This is a genomic window from Bacillota bacterium (assembly GCA_013314855.1).
Classification (GTDB): Bacteria; Bacillota; Clostridia; order Acetivibrionales; family DUMC01; genus Ch48.
Window position 1 is genome coordinate 1 of sequence record JABUEW010000093.1, and the last position, 16,574, is coordinate 16,574.

Genomic DNA, 16,574 nt, shown 5'->3' on the forward strand with positions numbered 1-16,574 from the left:
AAGGTCCCCTTGGATGGAGTTCCAGTGAGAATCCCAAGCCATTATTCGTCACTTTTATGATGGCGGTTTTATCGAAGGAAGCAGTACATTTAAAAGTTTTTTATAAACAGTGGGAGGATGCTATTAGGAATACAAGTTATAATGCAAGCCAGGAATATATTGAAAAGTACCGGAAGGTTATTGATTTTATAAAAGAGTCTATAAAGCTAACCAAAGAGCAAGAGGAGTTTTACCTGAACTGGTGTATAAAGGAAATAGGAGACAGGGTAGATGCAATTGTCAACAACCAGCATCGGGGAAGCTATCATAAAGCAGCCGGACTACTGGTTGCGATGGCAGAGACTTTAGCGAACAGGGGGGAAAGGCAAAAGGGTATGGACTTAATCGAGAAATATAGAAGTAAATATCCCCGGCATTCAGCCTTTAAAAGCGAGATTATCCAGGCAGTACAAACATCCGGATTGTTTGATGCAAGAGCTTATGGGAGAAGGAAAAAAGCTTATGAAAATCTTGAGATGCTGCCTGGGCTCCAGCCGACGGACGAATAATACAGATAAAACAGAGTGTAGTTTGAGGGGAGATGTATGAGTATTCGATAATAATAGATTATTGACGTTGGACAGCTTTATTGGAGGTAGTTTATCGGCATCTTACGCCCCCATCGGAAGAAGACAAGCATTATAAAGTCTTTGTTGATGGTTTAAGAGATTTGTTTAATAAATATAGTAATAATGGTATTCTTTTATTGCAAAATAAAACCCACAGTTATACAGGTGAAGTTTGAAATATATTTTCCAATGGTTAGGAATACGTCCAGTCTTGCCTTCAGGTGTATGGCTGGGCTGGATGTAGGTAATACGTTGGAGAACAAAGCGTATTCGGAATTGTGTACAAGGTCTGAGTCCAAATCGACGCAGTGATTTAGAGTTGCAGGATAATGATTTGAATTATAGCAACGGCTCAATTATCGAAAAAGATACATATGGCATTAGAAAGAAAATGGGTGATATGATAATTAATGGGGTATATATTGAAATTGCAAATTCACACGGAATCGCACGCATGTTGACTTTTTAATTATTATTGTATAATATTGTTAAAACAGGAGTGAGAAGATAAAGCTTATATTGAGTTCAATATAAGTGCTGTTTCTTCATAATGCAACGCACCTTTTGGAAAACGGTACTGACTTGCACTGCCTACAGGAACTCCTGGGGCATACAAGCTCAAAGGCGACATAGATTTATAACCATGCATGTGAAATAGATTACAAAAGATACGCAACCTAAAGGATATGCAGTCCCATGGATGATTTTATGGGTTTTTCCACCATAGTGGAGTTTCCCAAAACAGGTTCGGGAATCCCTACCTCATAAGGGTAATATCCGAAATAGGTTCGGGAATCCCTCTGCACAGGTAGATAAAACGAAACAGGTTCGGGAATAAGATGTTATGTGATATGTGTTGCGATATCTGCGCCATTAGTGTGTAGTGTAAAATAAAGTTATTTTTTTATTGAAGATATGGTAAAATATATTTAGGAATAATAAAAATGGTGGTGATAGCTATGAATACAGGAAAAGAAATAATTTTGAAACTTATTGATGATATTCCTGAAACTAAGGTTGGAGAAGTGATAGATTTTCTTTTATATTTAAAAGGAATTTAAAAGGAAAGAAAGAACAAGTGCTATATTTAGATTTTGAAGAAGAAGAAGAAATTTGGAATCTCATAAATACGGAAGAAAGGGTATCATCCGAGAAAGTAAATGAGCTTCTTAAAGGTGAGTAAAATGCGGAAGATTACTTATTTAAGAAGTGCATACAAGACATTGGAGACATATGACGTAAATACAAGAAAAAGGATTATTACAGCTATTGAAAGAATTCCACAAGGAGATATAAAAAATTACAAGGAGCGATTTATTATGACTTGGGATGAAGTAAGAAAGTTATATCCTAATCAGTTTGTTAAGTTTAAGATAGCAGAATCTCATATTGAAGGAAATAAGGAATATGTTGATGAGGTTGCTATCATAAAAGCTATTAAAGATGGCAAAGAAGCTATGAAAGAATTTATACAGCGTAAAGAAGGAGAATATGTTTATAGCACTAAAAATGAAAAGCTAATAATTGACCTGGTAAAACATATAGGGATAAGGAGGAGCGTATAAAGTATGTATAAATTGCAGTATAAGAATGGACTTTTATACGCTTCTGTTATTTTACAACATGGGAATAAATCTATTACTGTTGATGATGTTATAGTTAATACAGGGGCATATCATACTATTATTTTGACAGATTATCTAAAAGATTTAGATGTTGAGTTTACAGAAGATGATGAACTTGTTAAATCGTCAGGATATGGTGGACTACAGATGAGTTCAGTACGGAAAAGTATAGATAGAGTAACAATAGGAGATATTTCTTTAGCAAATATGAAGATTGATTTTGGAGAGATAGATCCTTATGAAAGAGTTAATGGACTTATAGGACTAGATTTTTTAATAACAGTAGGCATAATTATTGATTTAGTTGATTTAACAGTGTACAAAAAGAATTTTTAGAGTGGTTCTCTGTATGTCAACATTTTCCATCGCTTAATATAGTATTTGCACAAGGACGCACTAAGGCATATTCTTAAGGCATTGTACACCACATCCTTTCGCCGGGAGCGAAGCTCCATCAAGGGGATATTCCTTAAGGGTCCGGCTCAGGAACGTCGCAAATACCCGGTCGTTATGTGATATTGGATGTAAGGAACGAGCCATCCTTGGCGCGAATTTTAAAATAAGGTTTTGGAAAATAAAAAAGTAAGTATCATTTATGGTAATAAATTTATAATATAGAGATTTGCAAAAAGATCTAAAAAAGAGGTGAGTAAAAATTTACCATCAAAGATGAACTTGATTTGAAGGGTTAGATTTGTAAATCCTGGTAAGAAACAAATAGAAAAGAGTATAAGAGGACAAAAAAAGGCATGCCAAAATAACTTCAGTATATACTGAAGGTAAGCTTAAGTAAGTAATTATAAAAAAGCAATAGTATTAAGCAATAAGAGGCCTTAGGCTTCTAAAACATTCAGGCTTATTAAGTAAGTCAGCAAGGATGACAGTAATTAGCTGTGTGATGCCGGCGAGGTAGACATCAGCTTTAATTGTCAGCCTGTCACGGGTTTTAGGAGAGCCTACGGCCATAGGTTCCTTGAAATATTGAATATTTTGCTCCACTTTACACCTTAAGTTATAGAGGGTATTCCATTCATCGGAATCTCTAATGATACCGGGGTAAGTACGAAGGTCCTGGTGAGGGTAGGTATAAACCATCCTGCCTGAAGGAGAAGAGGTACAAGGGTCCTCACAAGTACAAACGCGCTTGCCGTTTACCCAGGAAATCTTGGGACACTCCCATTTATCCCTTGGAGCTCTTCCCTTACCCCTACAAGGGTAGGCATATTTAAAAGGAGTTCCATCCTTAGGGCAGAGCGGACGGCCTAACTCATCAAAACCCGGCTTAAGAAGCTTAAGACTTGGTGTTTCTTGGATTTAATGGGATTATGGCTCTTTCAAAGCCGCACTCATTAAGCAAGAATGGGTAGGTATCGTAAGTATCGAATATGGAATCGCCAAGGAAGGTGTGGTGAGGGGCATTCGGGTGCATATTGAAGAAGTCTTGTAGAACGGGTTTTAGGGCAGTAGAGTCACCGATAGATTTGTCCTCCTCGGGAGAGTCGGACTTCTTGTCTATTTCAACTTCCGGATGTTTTTCTTTGAAGTCATCATCAAGGAAGGTAATATTTCTGACGATACCGAGGGCATTTGTAAGTATAGCGAACTTGTAGACGTAGCAGAAATGGCCGTTAATAAAGAGTTGTTTGACCTCAGTATTAGAAGAAGCACAGGATTATTTTCAGTAACGTAGGCTTCAATACCGGAGGTATCAAAAATGAGGGTGGAAGCGAGTTGGGAGTTAATTTTTTGGCACAGAGGTTCTGTAATGTCTACAAGGTTTTCAAAAAGGTCCTTTAATATGCTCAACAAAATCCTTTTTAAACCTTGAGAACTGAGAATCATCGGGGACACTATCGAAAAATCCGCAAAATTCCCGGGCTTCTCTGCAAAGGAGCAAGAATATGATTAACAAAGAGACGGTAGGTATACCGAGGATTTTTTGAAGGATTAAAGCTGAAAGCATTGAAACCAGTGAATATTTCCTATCCCTTCCCAGAGTACTGTAGTAGGCACGGTAGAAGGTAAGAGGGATATAAGATGCTAAATCAAAGTATTCGGAGAGAAGGTTTAGGAAAGAAGGTTTGTTATTTTGAAACAGGTCCTTACATTGGGAGTAAATGTCAGCGAATGAAATTTGTTTAAATTGCTTAAGCATTTGATTTCTTCCTCCTTATTAGTGGTAAAATTTCAATTTTCAACATAATTATACACTATTTGGGGGAGGAAATCAATATAAAAATTATGCTAAAACCCTATAATTTAAAGGGTTTCAGCATTTTACAAATAACTAAATAATATACTTACATATGGAGGATATATTAATATTATGATTCTTTCCGTTTAGCGCCGAACCGATCAGGCGATGCACCACTTTTCCCATTATGAAAAGGTTGGATTATACACGAAAATCCATAAAGCGCTAAGGGCGAATGGTGTATAGACTGCTGAAATGCTAACTATTTAGGACTTGAATTTAATAGCTGAAATTAAATTAATATTAATTCGTTTTATTATGATAATGTATCTTTAATAATTGAAGCAATTTTACGTGTAGGGGTGGATAGTGTTTGTCAAATAAATCAACAAGAAGAGGTTTTAATCCAAATGATCACAAGTGGTTTTCACATGAGGCCATATCCGTGCTTAAGACCGCTCAGGAAGAGATCCAGTGGCTGCTTGACAGGGGATATAAGCCAAATGTGGTAATACCCTTTATATGCAACCATTACCTGCTTTCTGCGAGACAAAGGCTTGCTCTTCAAAGAGCGGTTTCCTCAAGTTTTCAAAATGAAAGAAGGAAACACAAAATGCTTCCTCTTGAAACCGCTCGTGAAGGATGTCTATACATTGACGGATTTAATCTTATTATCACTCTTGAAGTGGCGCTTTCAAAAAGCCCGGTCATACTTGGAAATGATGGTGTCATGAGAGACTTAGCGGGCTTGCGTGGCACCTATCGCTTGATTCGGCAAACCGATAAGGCATTGGAACTTATAAAAGAATGTTTTAGGGAGCTTTCGGTTCCGGAAGCCTGGTTTTATCTGGACGCACCTGTTTCAAACTCCGGCAGGCTACGGTATAAAATCCTTGAACATGCTGATGAATGGGATATTCCTGTTCAGGTTGAACTTGTACCGGATGCTGATTATGTTCTTTCCAAAAAGGATCGCATAGTGACTTCGGATTCTACTGTTCTTGACAAATGCATAAGCTGGTTTAATCTTTCAAGAAAAATTATCGGTGATTATATAAAAGATGCCTGGATTATAAACTTCAATCCTTCTAAGCCATGAATCCGGATTTTAGAAGGCAGGGGATAGCTATTTCATTGGATAGCTACTTCATTGGTTGACAGTTGGTTGTTATTTTGAAAAATAACAAGCCTAAATATGTAATCAGTGAAAACCTGTTTGTCCCGGGTAATGAGGATTGACAAACGATACCTTACAAGCCAGAGGTTCTGGGATCATATGGGGTATTTAAATGAGGACAATATCAGTAAAATTGAACTTGAACTTACTAAAAAAGTTGTTAAAATGTTCGATATTGACCTAAGGTGCCTCATATACGATACAACCAACTTCTTTACCTGGATTGATACGGCTTCTGAGTCAGAACTGCCTCAGAGAGGTCACAACAAAGCCAAGAGGAATGATCTAAAGCAGGTTGGCCTTGCACTCATGGTGACAAGGGATTTTCACATCCCCCTGTTTCACAAAGTATATGCCGGCAATGTGACTGATCCGAAACAGTTTAAAACTATCACAGATGAGCTGGTTGCAAGGTATAAGGAAATAAGCAGTGAGTTTCATGATGTTACATTGGTCTTTGATAAGGGAAACAACTCAAAGGATGCCTACAAACACCTTGAAACCTCACCTTTTGATTTTGTATCATCACTTAAACCAAGCCACCATACTGATCTTCTAAAAATACCTTTAAGTGAATATGTTCCTTTAGAAGGAGCCGGTTTTGGTGGTGTCAGTGCATACAGGCTAAAGAAAAAGGTACTTGGAATAGAACGTACAGTGGTCGTGACCTATAACGAAGCCCTTTATTTAGGACAGATGCAGGGGTTGGTCCATCAACTAAGGAAAGCCAACAGTTCATTAAGAGACCTAAAACGTAAACTTGATGAAAGAGCAAAAAATCCGAAACCGAAGGGAAAGAAGCCCACCATGGAAAGTGTCGAAAAACAGATTAAGCAAATCCTCTCAGATGGCCCTTTAAACAAGATAATACGTTATAAGTTGGACCAGGAGCACGACAATGTAACTTTCTCATACGAAATAGACCATGAGGCCCGGAAACAACATGAAGTTGCTCATATTTATCCTAATGGCTCAGGACAAAAAGACTATTACACCCTCTCTGAGGTAAGCAGCCTGCAACAACAAATAATGGATATATTGGAAATTGTCAAGGTTCATCAAAACTAAGTTAGGTAATACACTTTCAAATCCTGCAAGCCATATGTTATAAGGCTTTGGAAGATTTGACTTTAAATAACTAGGAAACTTCTGGCTAGTGAAGAGAATGAAGAATTAAAATTAAGAAAAGCAAAGAAAATTTAAAATATGCGATGGATGAAAAGACAAAACATATTAATTTGCGAACTCCGAAATAATTTTTGTAAACTCCTCGGGGAAAAGTAAAGGCGTATGATGAGCCCCTGATTCAAAAAGATGTGTTTTTGCTCCCGGGTAGGCAGCAATCAATTCTTCATATTTATCGATGGTGTCATTATCATCCTTGCTGTTAATTAAAAGGATTTCCCCTTTCCAGTTTGCTGTATCTGGAAGTTCTTCCTTCAATCTGTCAACAAATGATGTATAGAAACCCATCAATGATTTATGGTCTATCCCGGAATACAGATTATTGAGATATGTATTGCGGAATTCATTGTATTGCGAATCTTGACAGTATTTCATCCTCCTTTTGAAGGCCATTTTTATTACAAACCCTGGTATATATTTTAAAACATTAATTTTCTTACCCTTTATCCTTTCAATAAAGTCTTTTGTCGGGAAAAACGTGTGGGCAAGAATAATTTTTTCAGCACTTTCCGGAAATATTGAAATGAAGTATTGCGCCAGTATGCCTCCGTAAGAATGACCGCATAAAATTACATGCTCTGCCTTTTCTTCTTTTAAAATATACTCGATAACTTCAGACCTTAAACGAAAAGAGTCAGGTATAAGTTCAAACGAAGGAGCAATTATTTTATAACATTTTTCCAATTCATTGATCTGGTATGACCACATCCCTGCATCAAGCCCGCCTCCATGGAGAAATACAAAAGTTTTGCCTGTTTTCACGCCACATGCAATGTAATTCCAATTTTTGCCTTTAAAATCAATTTCCTTCAAGCTATGATTTCTCCAAAAATCCGAGTAATAGTTATATGCTGTTATCCTATCCATTTTTCCCATTATTATCACATCCCACCCTATCCTATCCTGTCCTGTCCTATCCTGTCCTATACTATACAACTATCTTATCATAACATATTTTATCTTATCTGCATATAGTGCAAAAATATTATTATCGCAACCCCAAACCCGGCATGCGGCAACACACTCAGTTAAATTAATTTATGGCATAACTCGTATTTTAATTTCAAAAACAAATCATTATAAAAAAAAATTGTCTTGTTTATTTATGATGAATGCATCTGCCATAATGATTGTGCTCAGCATATTGAGGCAAAAGGAATAGTTTTCCTTGACGAACCGAAAGGTGTTCCTGCCATCCTTGATCGTTCGGGAATAGCAGCAAAACTTGCTCGCAATGTGGAAGAACGGCCCGCATGCTCGGCAGGCAAATAATACGGAATTGCAGGTGCGATTTATTTTTGTGTAACATATAATTCCATAAATGGATGTAATCATCCTGGACAACCAACCGATTAAAATATATGATGTTATAGCTGACTCGAGATAATTTTAATAGAGTAATATTATGGGGGATTATATGCAAAAATTTACTTTGAATGAAAAATTAGAACTCAAAGATGAAATTTTATTGATAAATAGTAAAGCGTGGCCAGAGTTCATGCTTCATTGGGATTGTAAAGAATGGTCTCATTTGTTTTCGACATTTTCTAACTTCCAGGTTATATTATTGGAAGGTAAAAAAACAATAGCGTTTGGACATACAATACCTCTATATTGGGAGAAAGAGATAGAGAATATTCCTGATAACTTGAAAACACTCATTGAGATAGCGGTTGAGACAAAGAAGAGATCTCTTAACCCAAATATTTTATTAGCTTTAGCTGTGGTTATAGCACAAGATTATAAAGGTAGAGGTCTAAGTTCAGAAGTACTTAAAGTGATGAAAGATATTGCAAATAAAAACGGAATAAATACTTTGATAGTACCTGTTCGTCCTACATTAAAATCAAAGTATCCACTAATACCTATTAGTAACTATTCGAAGTGGATAAGAGAAGATGGGCTTCCATTTGATCCCTGGTTAAGGGTACATAAAAAGCTTGGGGGAGAAGTGTTTAAGACTTCTGATGTATCAATGGTAATTAAAGGAACCATAAAAGAATGGGAAGAATGGACAAAAATGAAGATATATGAGAGCGGAAAATACATTTTTGAGGGTGCTTTAAATCCGGTAGATATTGATATTGAAAGAAATATTGGAATATATACTGACCCTTGTATATGGGTTAAGCACATTACATAGAAACTGGAAAGATATCAAAAAGGTAGCGTAAGAAGACATCGTTGAATAAAGCATCTCCGCAAGGGCTTCATCAATGATTAAGTTAAAATTATAAGAAGCGGAGTTTCAAAGATAAATAGTGATGTTTCAGCGATATTATGTGCAGCATATGTTTGACTTTTATTAATTATTTATGTATAATATTGTAAAAACAGGGGTGAGAAGATGGTGGTAACCATCCAAAAAGGTGGCGGAGGTTGCTTGATTGTACGATTTCCATATTCCAGGGAGACTGTTGAAAAGATATACAAAGGATCCGTAACCCCATGGATGATTATATGAATCTCTCCACCATAATGCAATTTCCCAAAACAGGTTCGAGAATCCCTCTGCATAGTGCGATTACCCGCGACAGACTCGGGAATCCCTCCACACAGGTAGATAACACGAGACAGGTTCAGGAATAAGGTGTTCTCTGCAATATAGCCCACTGACGCCGCCCGGGTCTCCGGCCGTCGGGCGGAATGAGAAGGAAATACACAGTTGAAAGATATTGTCATAAGGAGAGATAAATTATGAGTAAAATAGGCAGAAACGAGCCTTGCCCTTGTGGAAGCGGGAAGAAATATAAGAAATGTTGTATTGATAAGCCTGAACAGGATATTATGAGAGAAGGCTTTTTACAACGTTTAAAAAGTCTTTGGACATATGAAAAAGTAAGCAAAATGAGCACTGCTGAAATAATTCAACGGTTAGAAAGTATCGGTATCCCGTTTGATAAAGATGCTTTTTTAAGAGATATAGAAAAATTCTATTCAGCAGAACAAATTTCAGAGAATTGGTTTAAGAATTTTAGAGTAACGGCAAAAGGTAGGGATGAAGATTTTCCTTGGCTTGCTGCATGGATTTTATGGGAGAGATTAGCACCAACACATATATTGTCAATGGAGCAAATGAATGATTTGATTGATGAGGGTTTTGAACTTTTATCAAAAAATGATTCTAAAAAAGCCTGCGATGTTTGGTTAAAAGTATGGGAAGCACTAAAGTATAGATTTAAACCAGAATACAAAAACCTGGATTTTTTGGACAAGCAGTATAATGGAAGCTTTTTTATAAGAAACTTTTGTCAAGACCTCGAAAATGAATTACATAATGCTGCTTTGGATGATAAAACTTATTTTGAAAAAAGAATTAATTATTGTAGAGAATTTTGTGACTATTTCCCTGATGAACATGAATTAATTATTCATAATATGAGACGTTCCATTGCAGAATCATACTCTTGCATGTATAATTATGAACAGGCTGAATTGGAATATAAAAAGTTAGTGCAAGACTATCCCGATAATCCTTGGGGATATATTGGATGGGGGGATATGTATTTTTTCGACATGAAAAAAGATTATGCTAAAGCCAAAGAATTTTATGAAAAAGCCTTAGCTATAGCGAAAGACAAAACAGATATAATTGCTGTGCAGGAAAGACTGGAAGATTTAGAAAATGAAACGAGAATCTAATAAATAGCAGTGCCGCTATGACATCGAATCCTAAAGGATAAAGAACTATTTGCTACGATGTTTGCCTTTAAGGGTGGACATGGACGGGGCATTTTAACTAAAACAGCTAATAATTTGATAAGAGGAGAGAGATACATGCTTATTCAATGCACGAAAGCCTTGCTGGACAAGATGAATATTACCGGAAACGAGCTGAAATCGCCAATTGAATATGAGGAGCGGCCGGGCGAATTTAAAAAGCACGATTATGTAACCGGCGTATATGAGGCGGGCTCCGCTGCGGAAGATGTGGAAAACGACCTGACGGAATTGATTGCCAAAGTAAATGCGTACGAGGGCAAGGGACGGCTTTTTTGGGTCAAGAGGAGCTTATAGAAAACAACTATAAAAGGAGGCAATAAGTCATGATGAGAGAAACCGAGTGGTAGTTCATAATTTATGCTTATAATAAAAAATTGCAAGCTGGGTTCTGTCTCTTAAGTTCAGCTTCTCAAGGATAACACTTATATAATTCCGCACCGTTCCTTCACTCAGGTACAGTGTCTCTGAAATCTCCTTATTTGACAGCCCATTTGCTACCAGTGTGATTATTTCAATTTCTTTTTCGGTCAAATTAAAACTATTGATGTTAAAACTATTTATGCCATCTTTACGGGTATCACCCTTAAATCCCGGGATTTTCGTAATTATTTCGTCACCGAATACCCTCTGTCCCATATAAACAGCCTTGACCGATGGAATTATGCTTTCAAAATTCTGCTTTAAAATATAGCCTTTTGCTCCAATTTGAAAGGCTTTTGCTATATATTCATTATCTGAAAAGGTGGTTAAAAAAAGAATCTTTGCGTTTTTATCTTTTTCTATTATTATTTCAGCAGCTTCTATCCCCGTCATACCATCCATCCTGATATCCATCAGCAAAACATCAGGCCTTAAGTCCAGGTAGAGATCCACAGCCTGCTGGCCGCTATATACTGTCCCCACTACTTTAATTTCCCTGTCGGCTTCCAATATGGTTTTTAAGGAAGCACAAACCAGCTTGTCGTCATCCACAATCAATATTCTCAAGTTTGTGGTACCTCCTTCGGAATGGAAATAAAAATTTCAAAACCGTTTTCTGTTATTATATTGATATTCCCGTTAAATGAATGTACCCTGTCAATCATATTTCTAAGCCCCAGGCCGTCTTCAATATTGTAGCCTTTCACCGAACCGTTATCCCTTATAATGAGCTGGTAAAATGCCGGGTGTTCCCTGAATGTAATGGAAGTATGGGTCGCGTTTGAATGCTTCATTATATTGGATAAAGCTTCTTTTACAATGGAAATAAATGCGTATTTAAGCTTTTTTTCCGGTGTGCTATTGATATGATAATCATAGCTTATCTCACAGAAGGTAAATTGATCTATTATTTTTTCTATTTCGGCATTAAGATCAATGGATTCATCATACAACTCGTGGACACTGGTTCTTATGCTGTTCATCGCTAGAGACAACGTATTATTGAGGGCTTCAAGACCATTTCTGACTTTTTCATCCTGATTAATGGTAAGGAGCGCACCGGACTGTAGAATAGCGCTCGACAGCAAATGTCCCACATTGTCGTGAATTTCCCGGGCAATACGGTTCCGTTCGTTTATGGTTGCGAGGGTCCGTTCATTATCCTGATTTTCAATCAAGGCCCTGTTCTGTTTCTTCAATTGGATCGACATTTCTCTTGTTGTGTCGCTTAGCTCATTATATTTAAAATATAGTTTAATATACGCTTCCGCTCGGTACCTAATCAATATGCAAAGAAACAGTAGGGTTATTACCGGGGAAAATAATTGTATGGAAACAGGCTTGATAAAATATAGAAGCGGGATAATGCCAAAGAGATTAATATATTGGTATTTGTAAAATAGCATGTCGTAAGCAATTAAGGGCAAAAAAACCACCAATTCAGACACAAAACAGGATAAGACGGAAAACCCTGTTGTTAAAACTGTTCTTAGCCTTTCGTCATCAAAATAGCTTAAAAATCCGCTGAAAGTTATGCTGATAAGTATTGTTACCACACTGATGTTTAAATCTGCCTGGCAAAGATAGACAATCAGGCAGCATATGAAAATAATAAGCTTATCTGTTAGATTTATGAAAATAAACATAACTGTTTATCCTATTCCATATTATAAATATATCCTTAATCAGAATATTACCATTTGATTTATATAATTACAAGTATAAATTATTCTGAATCCCTTGATCAACTTTCCACCTCTTGCCCCCATATGATAAGGCATATGTGATGGCATATAATATGACATTTGTCATCTTATAAAGTGATTTGCGGCACTTACAATGGAAATTGAAAAGGACTATTATTATTACATAAGAACCGTCAGGCTGTGTGACAGAGCGCGTGACAGAGAACGATCCACTAGCATTGAGAACTATTCCCTGACACCTGACACACGGGCACATAGCATGTGACAGGGAACCGTTCCCGGCACGGAGAACATTTTCCTAGCGCCAACACGCTGCGTTTCCTGGCGCAGGTATACACTGTCACTGTCACTGTCACTGGCACTGGCACTGGCATCGGCACAAGGAGGTAGCCAAAATGATTATAAAAGTAAAAAATTTAGTTAAACGTTACGGTGATTTGGTCGCGCTAGACCATCTCTCGCTTTCGGTAAGGGAGGGTGAAATTTTCGGCTTGCTTGGACCAAACGGATCAGGTAAAACAACCGCTATTAACTGCATTTTATCCCTGCTTAAGTATGACAAAGGCGAAATTGAAGTATTTAATCAGCCCATGACACCGGAATCATATGAAATTAAGCGCCATATTGGAATAGTCATGCAAAACGTGGCAGTATATAACGAATTGACAGTATACGAAAATATTGATTATTTCTGCGGGCTTTATGTGCAGGATAAGGCTTTAAAAAAGAAGCTTGTAGATGAAGCGATTGAATTTGTCGAACTGGGTGAGTATATTAAATTCTACCCTAAAAAGCTAAGCGGCGGATTGCTAAGAAGATTAAACATAGCGTGCGGCATTGCACACAAACCAAGGTTAATAATACTGGATGAGCCTACTGTCGGAGTGGATCCCCAGAGCCGGAACAGGATTTTGGAGGGGATCGTGGAACTGAACAGGCAAGGGGCAACAATAGTTTACACTTCCCATTACATGGAGGAGGTAGAGCAGATTTGCAGCAGAATTATAATACTGGATAAAGGCAGGGCAATCGCAGCAGGCACCAAGGATGAACTTAAAGCAATGATTTCACTGGGTGAGAAGATCACTGTTGAATCCTACGGTATATCCCAGGAACAGCTTTCAGCGCTGAAAAAATTGCCAAATATTGTTTCCGTTGAATATAACAATAGCAATCGCTTGCTTTTAATCAAGTCCAAAAAGGGAGAAAACAACCTGGAAACTGTTTTGGACTTCATTAAAAAAGAGGGAATTCAGTTTGGCAAAATATATTCCGAGTTGCCTACCCTGAATGATGTTTTCCTGGAAATCACGGGAAAAGATTTAAGAGATTAAGGGGGAATCATGATGTTTGCTCATATCTTTATGTACAGGCTCAAGTGCCTTCTCCGGGATCGGGAGACTATATTCTGGACATTGATATTTCCCTTGCTCCTGGCCGTATTTTTCAATATGGCTTTTTCAAATCTGAACAACGGAGAGACATTTAAAGCAATAGATATTGCAGTTGTGGATAACGAACAATACCAGGAAGACCAATATTTCAGGTCAGCTTTAAACGAGGTTTCGCAAGGTTATGACAGGCTGTTCAACCTGGTTGTGGTTTCAAAAGATAAGGCTGAGCAGCTTCTTAATGATAATTTAATTGCCGGGTATATAGTTGTTGAAACCCCGTTAAAACTGGTTGTCAACAAATCAGGAATGAACCAGAGTATCATAAAGAACTTCCTGGACAATTATATCCAAACAGTATCCGCTGTCAATTCCATATTGACCGTTAATCCTTCCAGGCAGCAGGAGTTATTTAATGACCTGGGAAACCGGCGGCAATACGTCAAAGAGGTTCCAGGCACTAAAGCTGAACCTAATAACGTGCTTTTATATTTTTACACGTTAATTGCCATGGCATGCTTTTACGGAGGTTTTTTTGGAATGCGTGAAATCACGGATACTCAACCGAACATTTCTCCGCTTGCCGCCAGGATAAATACGGCTCCTGTTCACAAGCTAAAATTATTTGTGTACAGTATGAGTGCATCATTATTGATCCATATTGTTGAAATGCTTGTTATGCTGATGTTTTTACGCTTTGCTATCAGGATCGATTTTGGAACAAAGACAGGTTATGTTCTCCTGACCACAATTGTTGGCTCTATTGCAGGCAATACATTTGGCGCATTTATAAGTGCAATAGTAAAAAAATCCGAAAACATTAAGGTAGGCATATTGATATGCGTGAGCATGGCCGGTTCTTTCCTGGCAGGTATGATGTACCAGAATATGAAATATATCGTTGCGCAAAAAATACCCATTTTATCATACCTGAATCCCATAAATTTGCTGACAGACGCTTTTTACTGTCTTTACTACTATGACGGCTTTTTAAGATATACCGTTAATATAGGTATCCTGCTAATCTTTGTTATAGCATTCTGTTTGGGGATTTACTTCATAATAAGGAGGCGTAAGTATGCAAGTCTTTAAGCTTTGCTTGAAAATATTAAAGAAAAACCTACCGCTTATGCTTATGTATATTTCGATTTTTGTGGTTGTATCAATCATAATGACATTTGCCACGGCAAATGAACAGCAAAAGGAGAACCCTTTCAGCCAGGCAAAAAGCAATATTGCATTTATTAGCGAGGAAAACAGCCCGTTAATAGATGGATTGAAGCAGGAGCTCGGAAAAATTGCTAACTTTGTTGAGCTTCCCGACAAAACCGACGCATTGCAGGATGCCCTGTATTTTAGGGTTGTGACTTACATCCTTCGTATACCTGAGGGTTTTACCGAGAGCTTTATGAAAGGGGAAGATGTACAGGTTGAAAAGACAGTTGTGCCTAACTCTTACAGCAACACATATATCGATTTAACCATTGACAAATACCTGAATATTGCCAGGCTCTATGTGCAGCAAATGGGAGATATTTCGCAGGAATCACTGGTTCGGCATCTGAAGCGGGATTTATTCGACGGTGCGTCCGTAGAACTGAGAACAACTGCCAATGATTCCAGGAACAATATTTACTTGAATTACTATTATAACTATTTTCCGTATGCGCTGTTATATGTTCTTATCCTGGGCATGGCCGAATTAATGCTTGTGTTTAATGACAGTGATTTGAAAAAAAGAAATGCATGCTCACCTTTGAGCTCTAAAAACATGAACATGCAATTCATGCTTGCAAATGTTATGTTTACATTTGTTTCATGGCTGATAATGGTTGCATTCTGCTTCGTGTTAAACTTTAAAAGCAGTTTCAATATGAACACCGTTTACTTTATAATAAACTCCTTTGTTTTTGCCATTTCTGGTGCCAGTATGAGTTTCCTGATCGGAAATTTGGTGAAAAGTAGGGGCGCAATTGCTGCAGTCAGCAATGTTGTGACTCTTGGACTTTCTTTTATCAGTGGAGTTTTTGTGCCCCAGGAGTTTTTAGGGAGTTTTGTTCTAAAGATTGCAAGTTTTACTCCTACCTATTGGTTTGTCAGAGCAAACAACATGATTGCAGGACTGACACAATTCGATTTTGCCAGCATGGAACATGTTTTATCAGGAATGTTGGTGCAGGTTTGCTTTGCATTGGCATTCTTTGCTGTAGCCATGGTTATCGCAAAGAAAAAAAGGTTAAGCTAGGAGTCTGCCCGAAAACACAAACATAATATACCAGATATAACATAAGATAACATAACAACAAAAGCCAAAAAACATGCTAAAATCCGCATAACAATCTACACTTAAAGCTGTCAATATTTTTTGAAAATGTCACCTAAGAAAGCGAAAAATATAAGTTAATTATCGTGAGAAAATGTCACATTAATATAAAAATGAATAAGGTATGAAGAGAAAATAAAGGGGGCTTTGCCCCCTTAACCCCCATCCTCGCCGGAAGGCAGGAGGGCAGGTTATAAACCTGCCCTCAAAATGACAATAGGA

Annotated in this window: 13 protein-coding genes and 2 pseudogenes; 11 read left to right on the forward strand and 4 right to left on the reverse strand. The window is 37.4% G+C overall.

Going from position 1 to position 16,574, the window contains the following annotated elements; genetic code table 11:
- The 3 genes from HPY74_14800 to HPY74_14810 all read left to right on the forward strand — a co-directional run.
- A partial coding sequence (locus tag HPY74_14800) for a hypothetical protein (protein ID NSW91912.1) occupies positions 1–548 on the forward strand: 548 nt, incomplete at its 5' end.
- Between the two features lie 1,379 nt (positions 549–1,927).
- Complete coding sequence (locus tag HPY74_14805) at positions 1,928–2,173, forward strand: hypothetical protein (protein NSW91913.1); 246 nt, start codon at positions 1,928–1,930, stop codon at positions 2,171–2,173.
- A 3-nt stretch (positions 2,174–2,176) separates the two neighbouring features.
- A complete protein-coding gene (locus HPY74_14810) occupies positions 2,177–2,569 on the forward strand; it encodes a retropepsin-like domain-containing protein (protein NSW91914.1) in 393 nt (130 codons plus the stop codon).
- Positions 2,570–3,049: 480 nt separating this feature from the next.
- On the opposite strand, the pseudogene HPY74_14815 reads toward HPY74_14810, so the two are convergent.
- Positions 3,050–4,388, reverse strand: a pseudogene (locus HPY74_14815) (transposase).
- A gap of 412 nt (positions 4,389–4,800) precedes the next feature.
- On the opposite strand from HPY74_14815, the gene HPY74_14820 reads away from it, so the two are divergent.
- Both HPY74_14820 and HPY74_14825 read left to right on the forward strand, forming a co-directional pair.
- The gene (locus HPY74_14820; GenBank protein ID NSW91915.1) at positions 4,801–5,526 is read left to right on the forward strand and encodes a DUF434 domain-containing protein; all 726 of its coding nucleotides are present in this window, start codon (positions 4,801–4,803) and stop codon (positions 5,524–5,526) included.
- 117 nt (positions 5,527–5,643) lie between these two features.
- Complete coding sequence (locus HPY74_14825; GenBank protein NSW91916.1) at positions 5,644–6,672, forward strand: IS1634 family transposase; 1,029 nt, start codon at positions 5,644–5,646, stop codon at positions 6,670–6,672.
- A 165-nt stretch (positions 6,673–6,837) separates the two neighbouring features.
- Here the strand turns inward: HPY74_14825 and HPY74_14830 are convergent, their stop codons facing one another.
- Complete coding sequence (locus HPY74_14830; protein ID NSW91917.1) at positions 6,838–7,665, reverse strand: alpha/beta hydrolase; 828 nt, start codon at positions 7,663–7,665, stop codon at positions 6,838–6,840.
- A gap of 541 nt (positions 7,666–8,206) precedes the next feature.
- Between HPY74_14830 and HPY74_14835 the strand changes: the two genes are divergently transcribed.
- The 3 genes and pseudogenes from HPY74_14835 (at position 8,207) to HPY74_14845 (ending at position 10,773) form a co-directional block, all read left to right on the forward strand.
- Positions 8,207–8,932, forward strand: coding sequence for a GNAT family N-acetyltransferase (locus HPY74_14835; protein NSW91918.1), 726 nt, complete (start codon positions 8,207–8,209; stop codon positions 8,930–8,932).
- A 554-nt stretch (positions 8,933–9,486) separates the two neighbouring features.
- Positions 9,487–10,431: an SEC-C domain-containing protein gene (locus tag HPY74_14840; protein ID NSW91919.1), complete on the forward strand. Its 945-nt coding sequence runs from the start codon at positions 9,487–9,489 to the stop codon at positions 10,429–10,431.
- A 213-nt stretch (positions 10,432–10,644) separates the two neighbouring features.
- Positions 10,645–10,773, forward strand: a pseudogene (locus HPY74_14845) (Fic family protein).
- Between the two features lie 87 nt (positions 10,774–10,860).
- Here HPY74_14845 and HPY74_14850 read toward each other — a convergent pair.
- Both HPY74_14850 and HPY74_14855 read right to left on the reverse strand, forming a co-directional pair.
- On the reverse strand, positions 10,861–11,499 hold the full coding sequence (locus HPY74_14850; protein ID NSW91920.1) for a response regulator transcription factor: 639 nt from the start codon (positions 11,497–11,499) through the stop codon (positions 10,861–10,863).
- Positions 11,496–12,143 carry a two-component sensor histidine kinase gene (locus HPY74_14855; protein ID NSW91921.1) on the reverse strand — a complete coding sequence of 216 codons (648 nt, stop codon included), beginning with the start codon at positions 12,141–12,143 and terminating at the stop codon, positions 11,496–11,498. The genes HPY74_14850 and HPY74_14855 overlap by 4 nt, the downstream gene beginning before the upstream one ends.
- An 890-nt stretch (positions 12,144–13,033) precedes the next feature.
- On the opposite strand from HPY74_14855, the gene HPY74_14860 reads away from it, so the two are divergent.
- Genes HPY74_14860 through HPY74_14870 form a run of 3 tightly spaced genes read left to right on the forward strand, consistent with a single transcriptional unit; the run spans position 13,034 to position 16,274 of the window.
- On the forward strand, positions 13,034–13,972 hold the full coding sequence (locus tag HPY74_14860; protein NSW91922.1) for an ABC transporter ATP-binding protein: 939 nt from the start codon (positions 13,034–13,036) through the stop codon (positions 13,970–13,972).
- A 12-nt stretch (positions 13,973–13,984) separates the two neighbouring features.
- On the forward strand, positions 13,985–15,121 hold the full coding sequence (locus tag HPY74_14865; GenBank protein NSW91923.1) for an ABC transporter permease: 1,137 nt from the start codon (positions 13,985–13,987) through the stop codon (positions 15,119–15,121).
- Entirely contained in the window at positions 15,108–16,274 is a 1,167-nt protein-coding gene (locus HPY74_14870; protein NSW91924.1) for an ABC transporter permease, read from the forward strand. The genes HPY74_14865 and HPY74_14870 overlap by 14 nt, the downstream gene beginning before the upstream one ends.
- The last annotated feature ends 300 nt before the right edge of the window (positions 16,275–16,574 follow it).

What these genes read in the sequence shown, in the direction of transcription:
- HPY74_14805 (NSW91913.1), top strand. Translation starts at nt 1,928, where the DNA reads ATGACTTGGGATGAAGTAAGAAAGTTATATCCTAATCAGTTTGTTAAG.
- HPY74_14810 (NSW91914.1), top strand. Translation starts at nt 2,177, where the DNA reads ATGTATAAATTGCAGTATAAGAATGGACTTTTATACGCTTCTGTTATT.
- HPY74_14830 (NSW91917.1), bottom strand. Translation starts at nt 7,665, where the DNA reads ATGGGAAAAATGGATAGGATAACAGCATATAACTATTACTCGGATTTT.
- HPY74_14835 (NSW91918.1), top strand. Translation starts at nt 8,207, where the DNA reads ATGCAAAAATTTACTTTGAATGAAAAATTAGAACTCAAAGATGAAATT.
- HPY74_14840 (NSW91919.1), top strand. Translation starts at nt 9,487, where the DNA reads ATGAGTAAAATAGGCAGAAACGAGCCTTGCCCTTGTGGAAGCGGGAAG.
- HPY74_14855 (NSW91921.1), bottom strand. Translation starts at nt 12,143, where the DNA reads ATGTCGATCCAATTGAAGAAACAGAACAGGGCCTTGATTGAAAATCAG.
- HPY74_14860 (NSW91922.1), top strand. Translation starts at nt 13,034, where the DNA reads ATGATTATAAAAGTAAAAAATTTAGTTAAACGTTACGGTGATTTGGTC.
- HPY74_14865 (NSW91923.1), top strand. Translation starts at nt 13,985, where the DNA reads ATGTTTGCTCATATCTTTATGTACAGGCTCAAGTGCCTTCTCCGGGAT.
- HPY74_14870 (NSW91924.1), top strand. Translation starts at nt 15,108, where the DNA reads ATGCAAGTCTTTAAGCTTTGCTTGAAAATATTAAAGAAAAACCTACCG.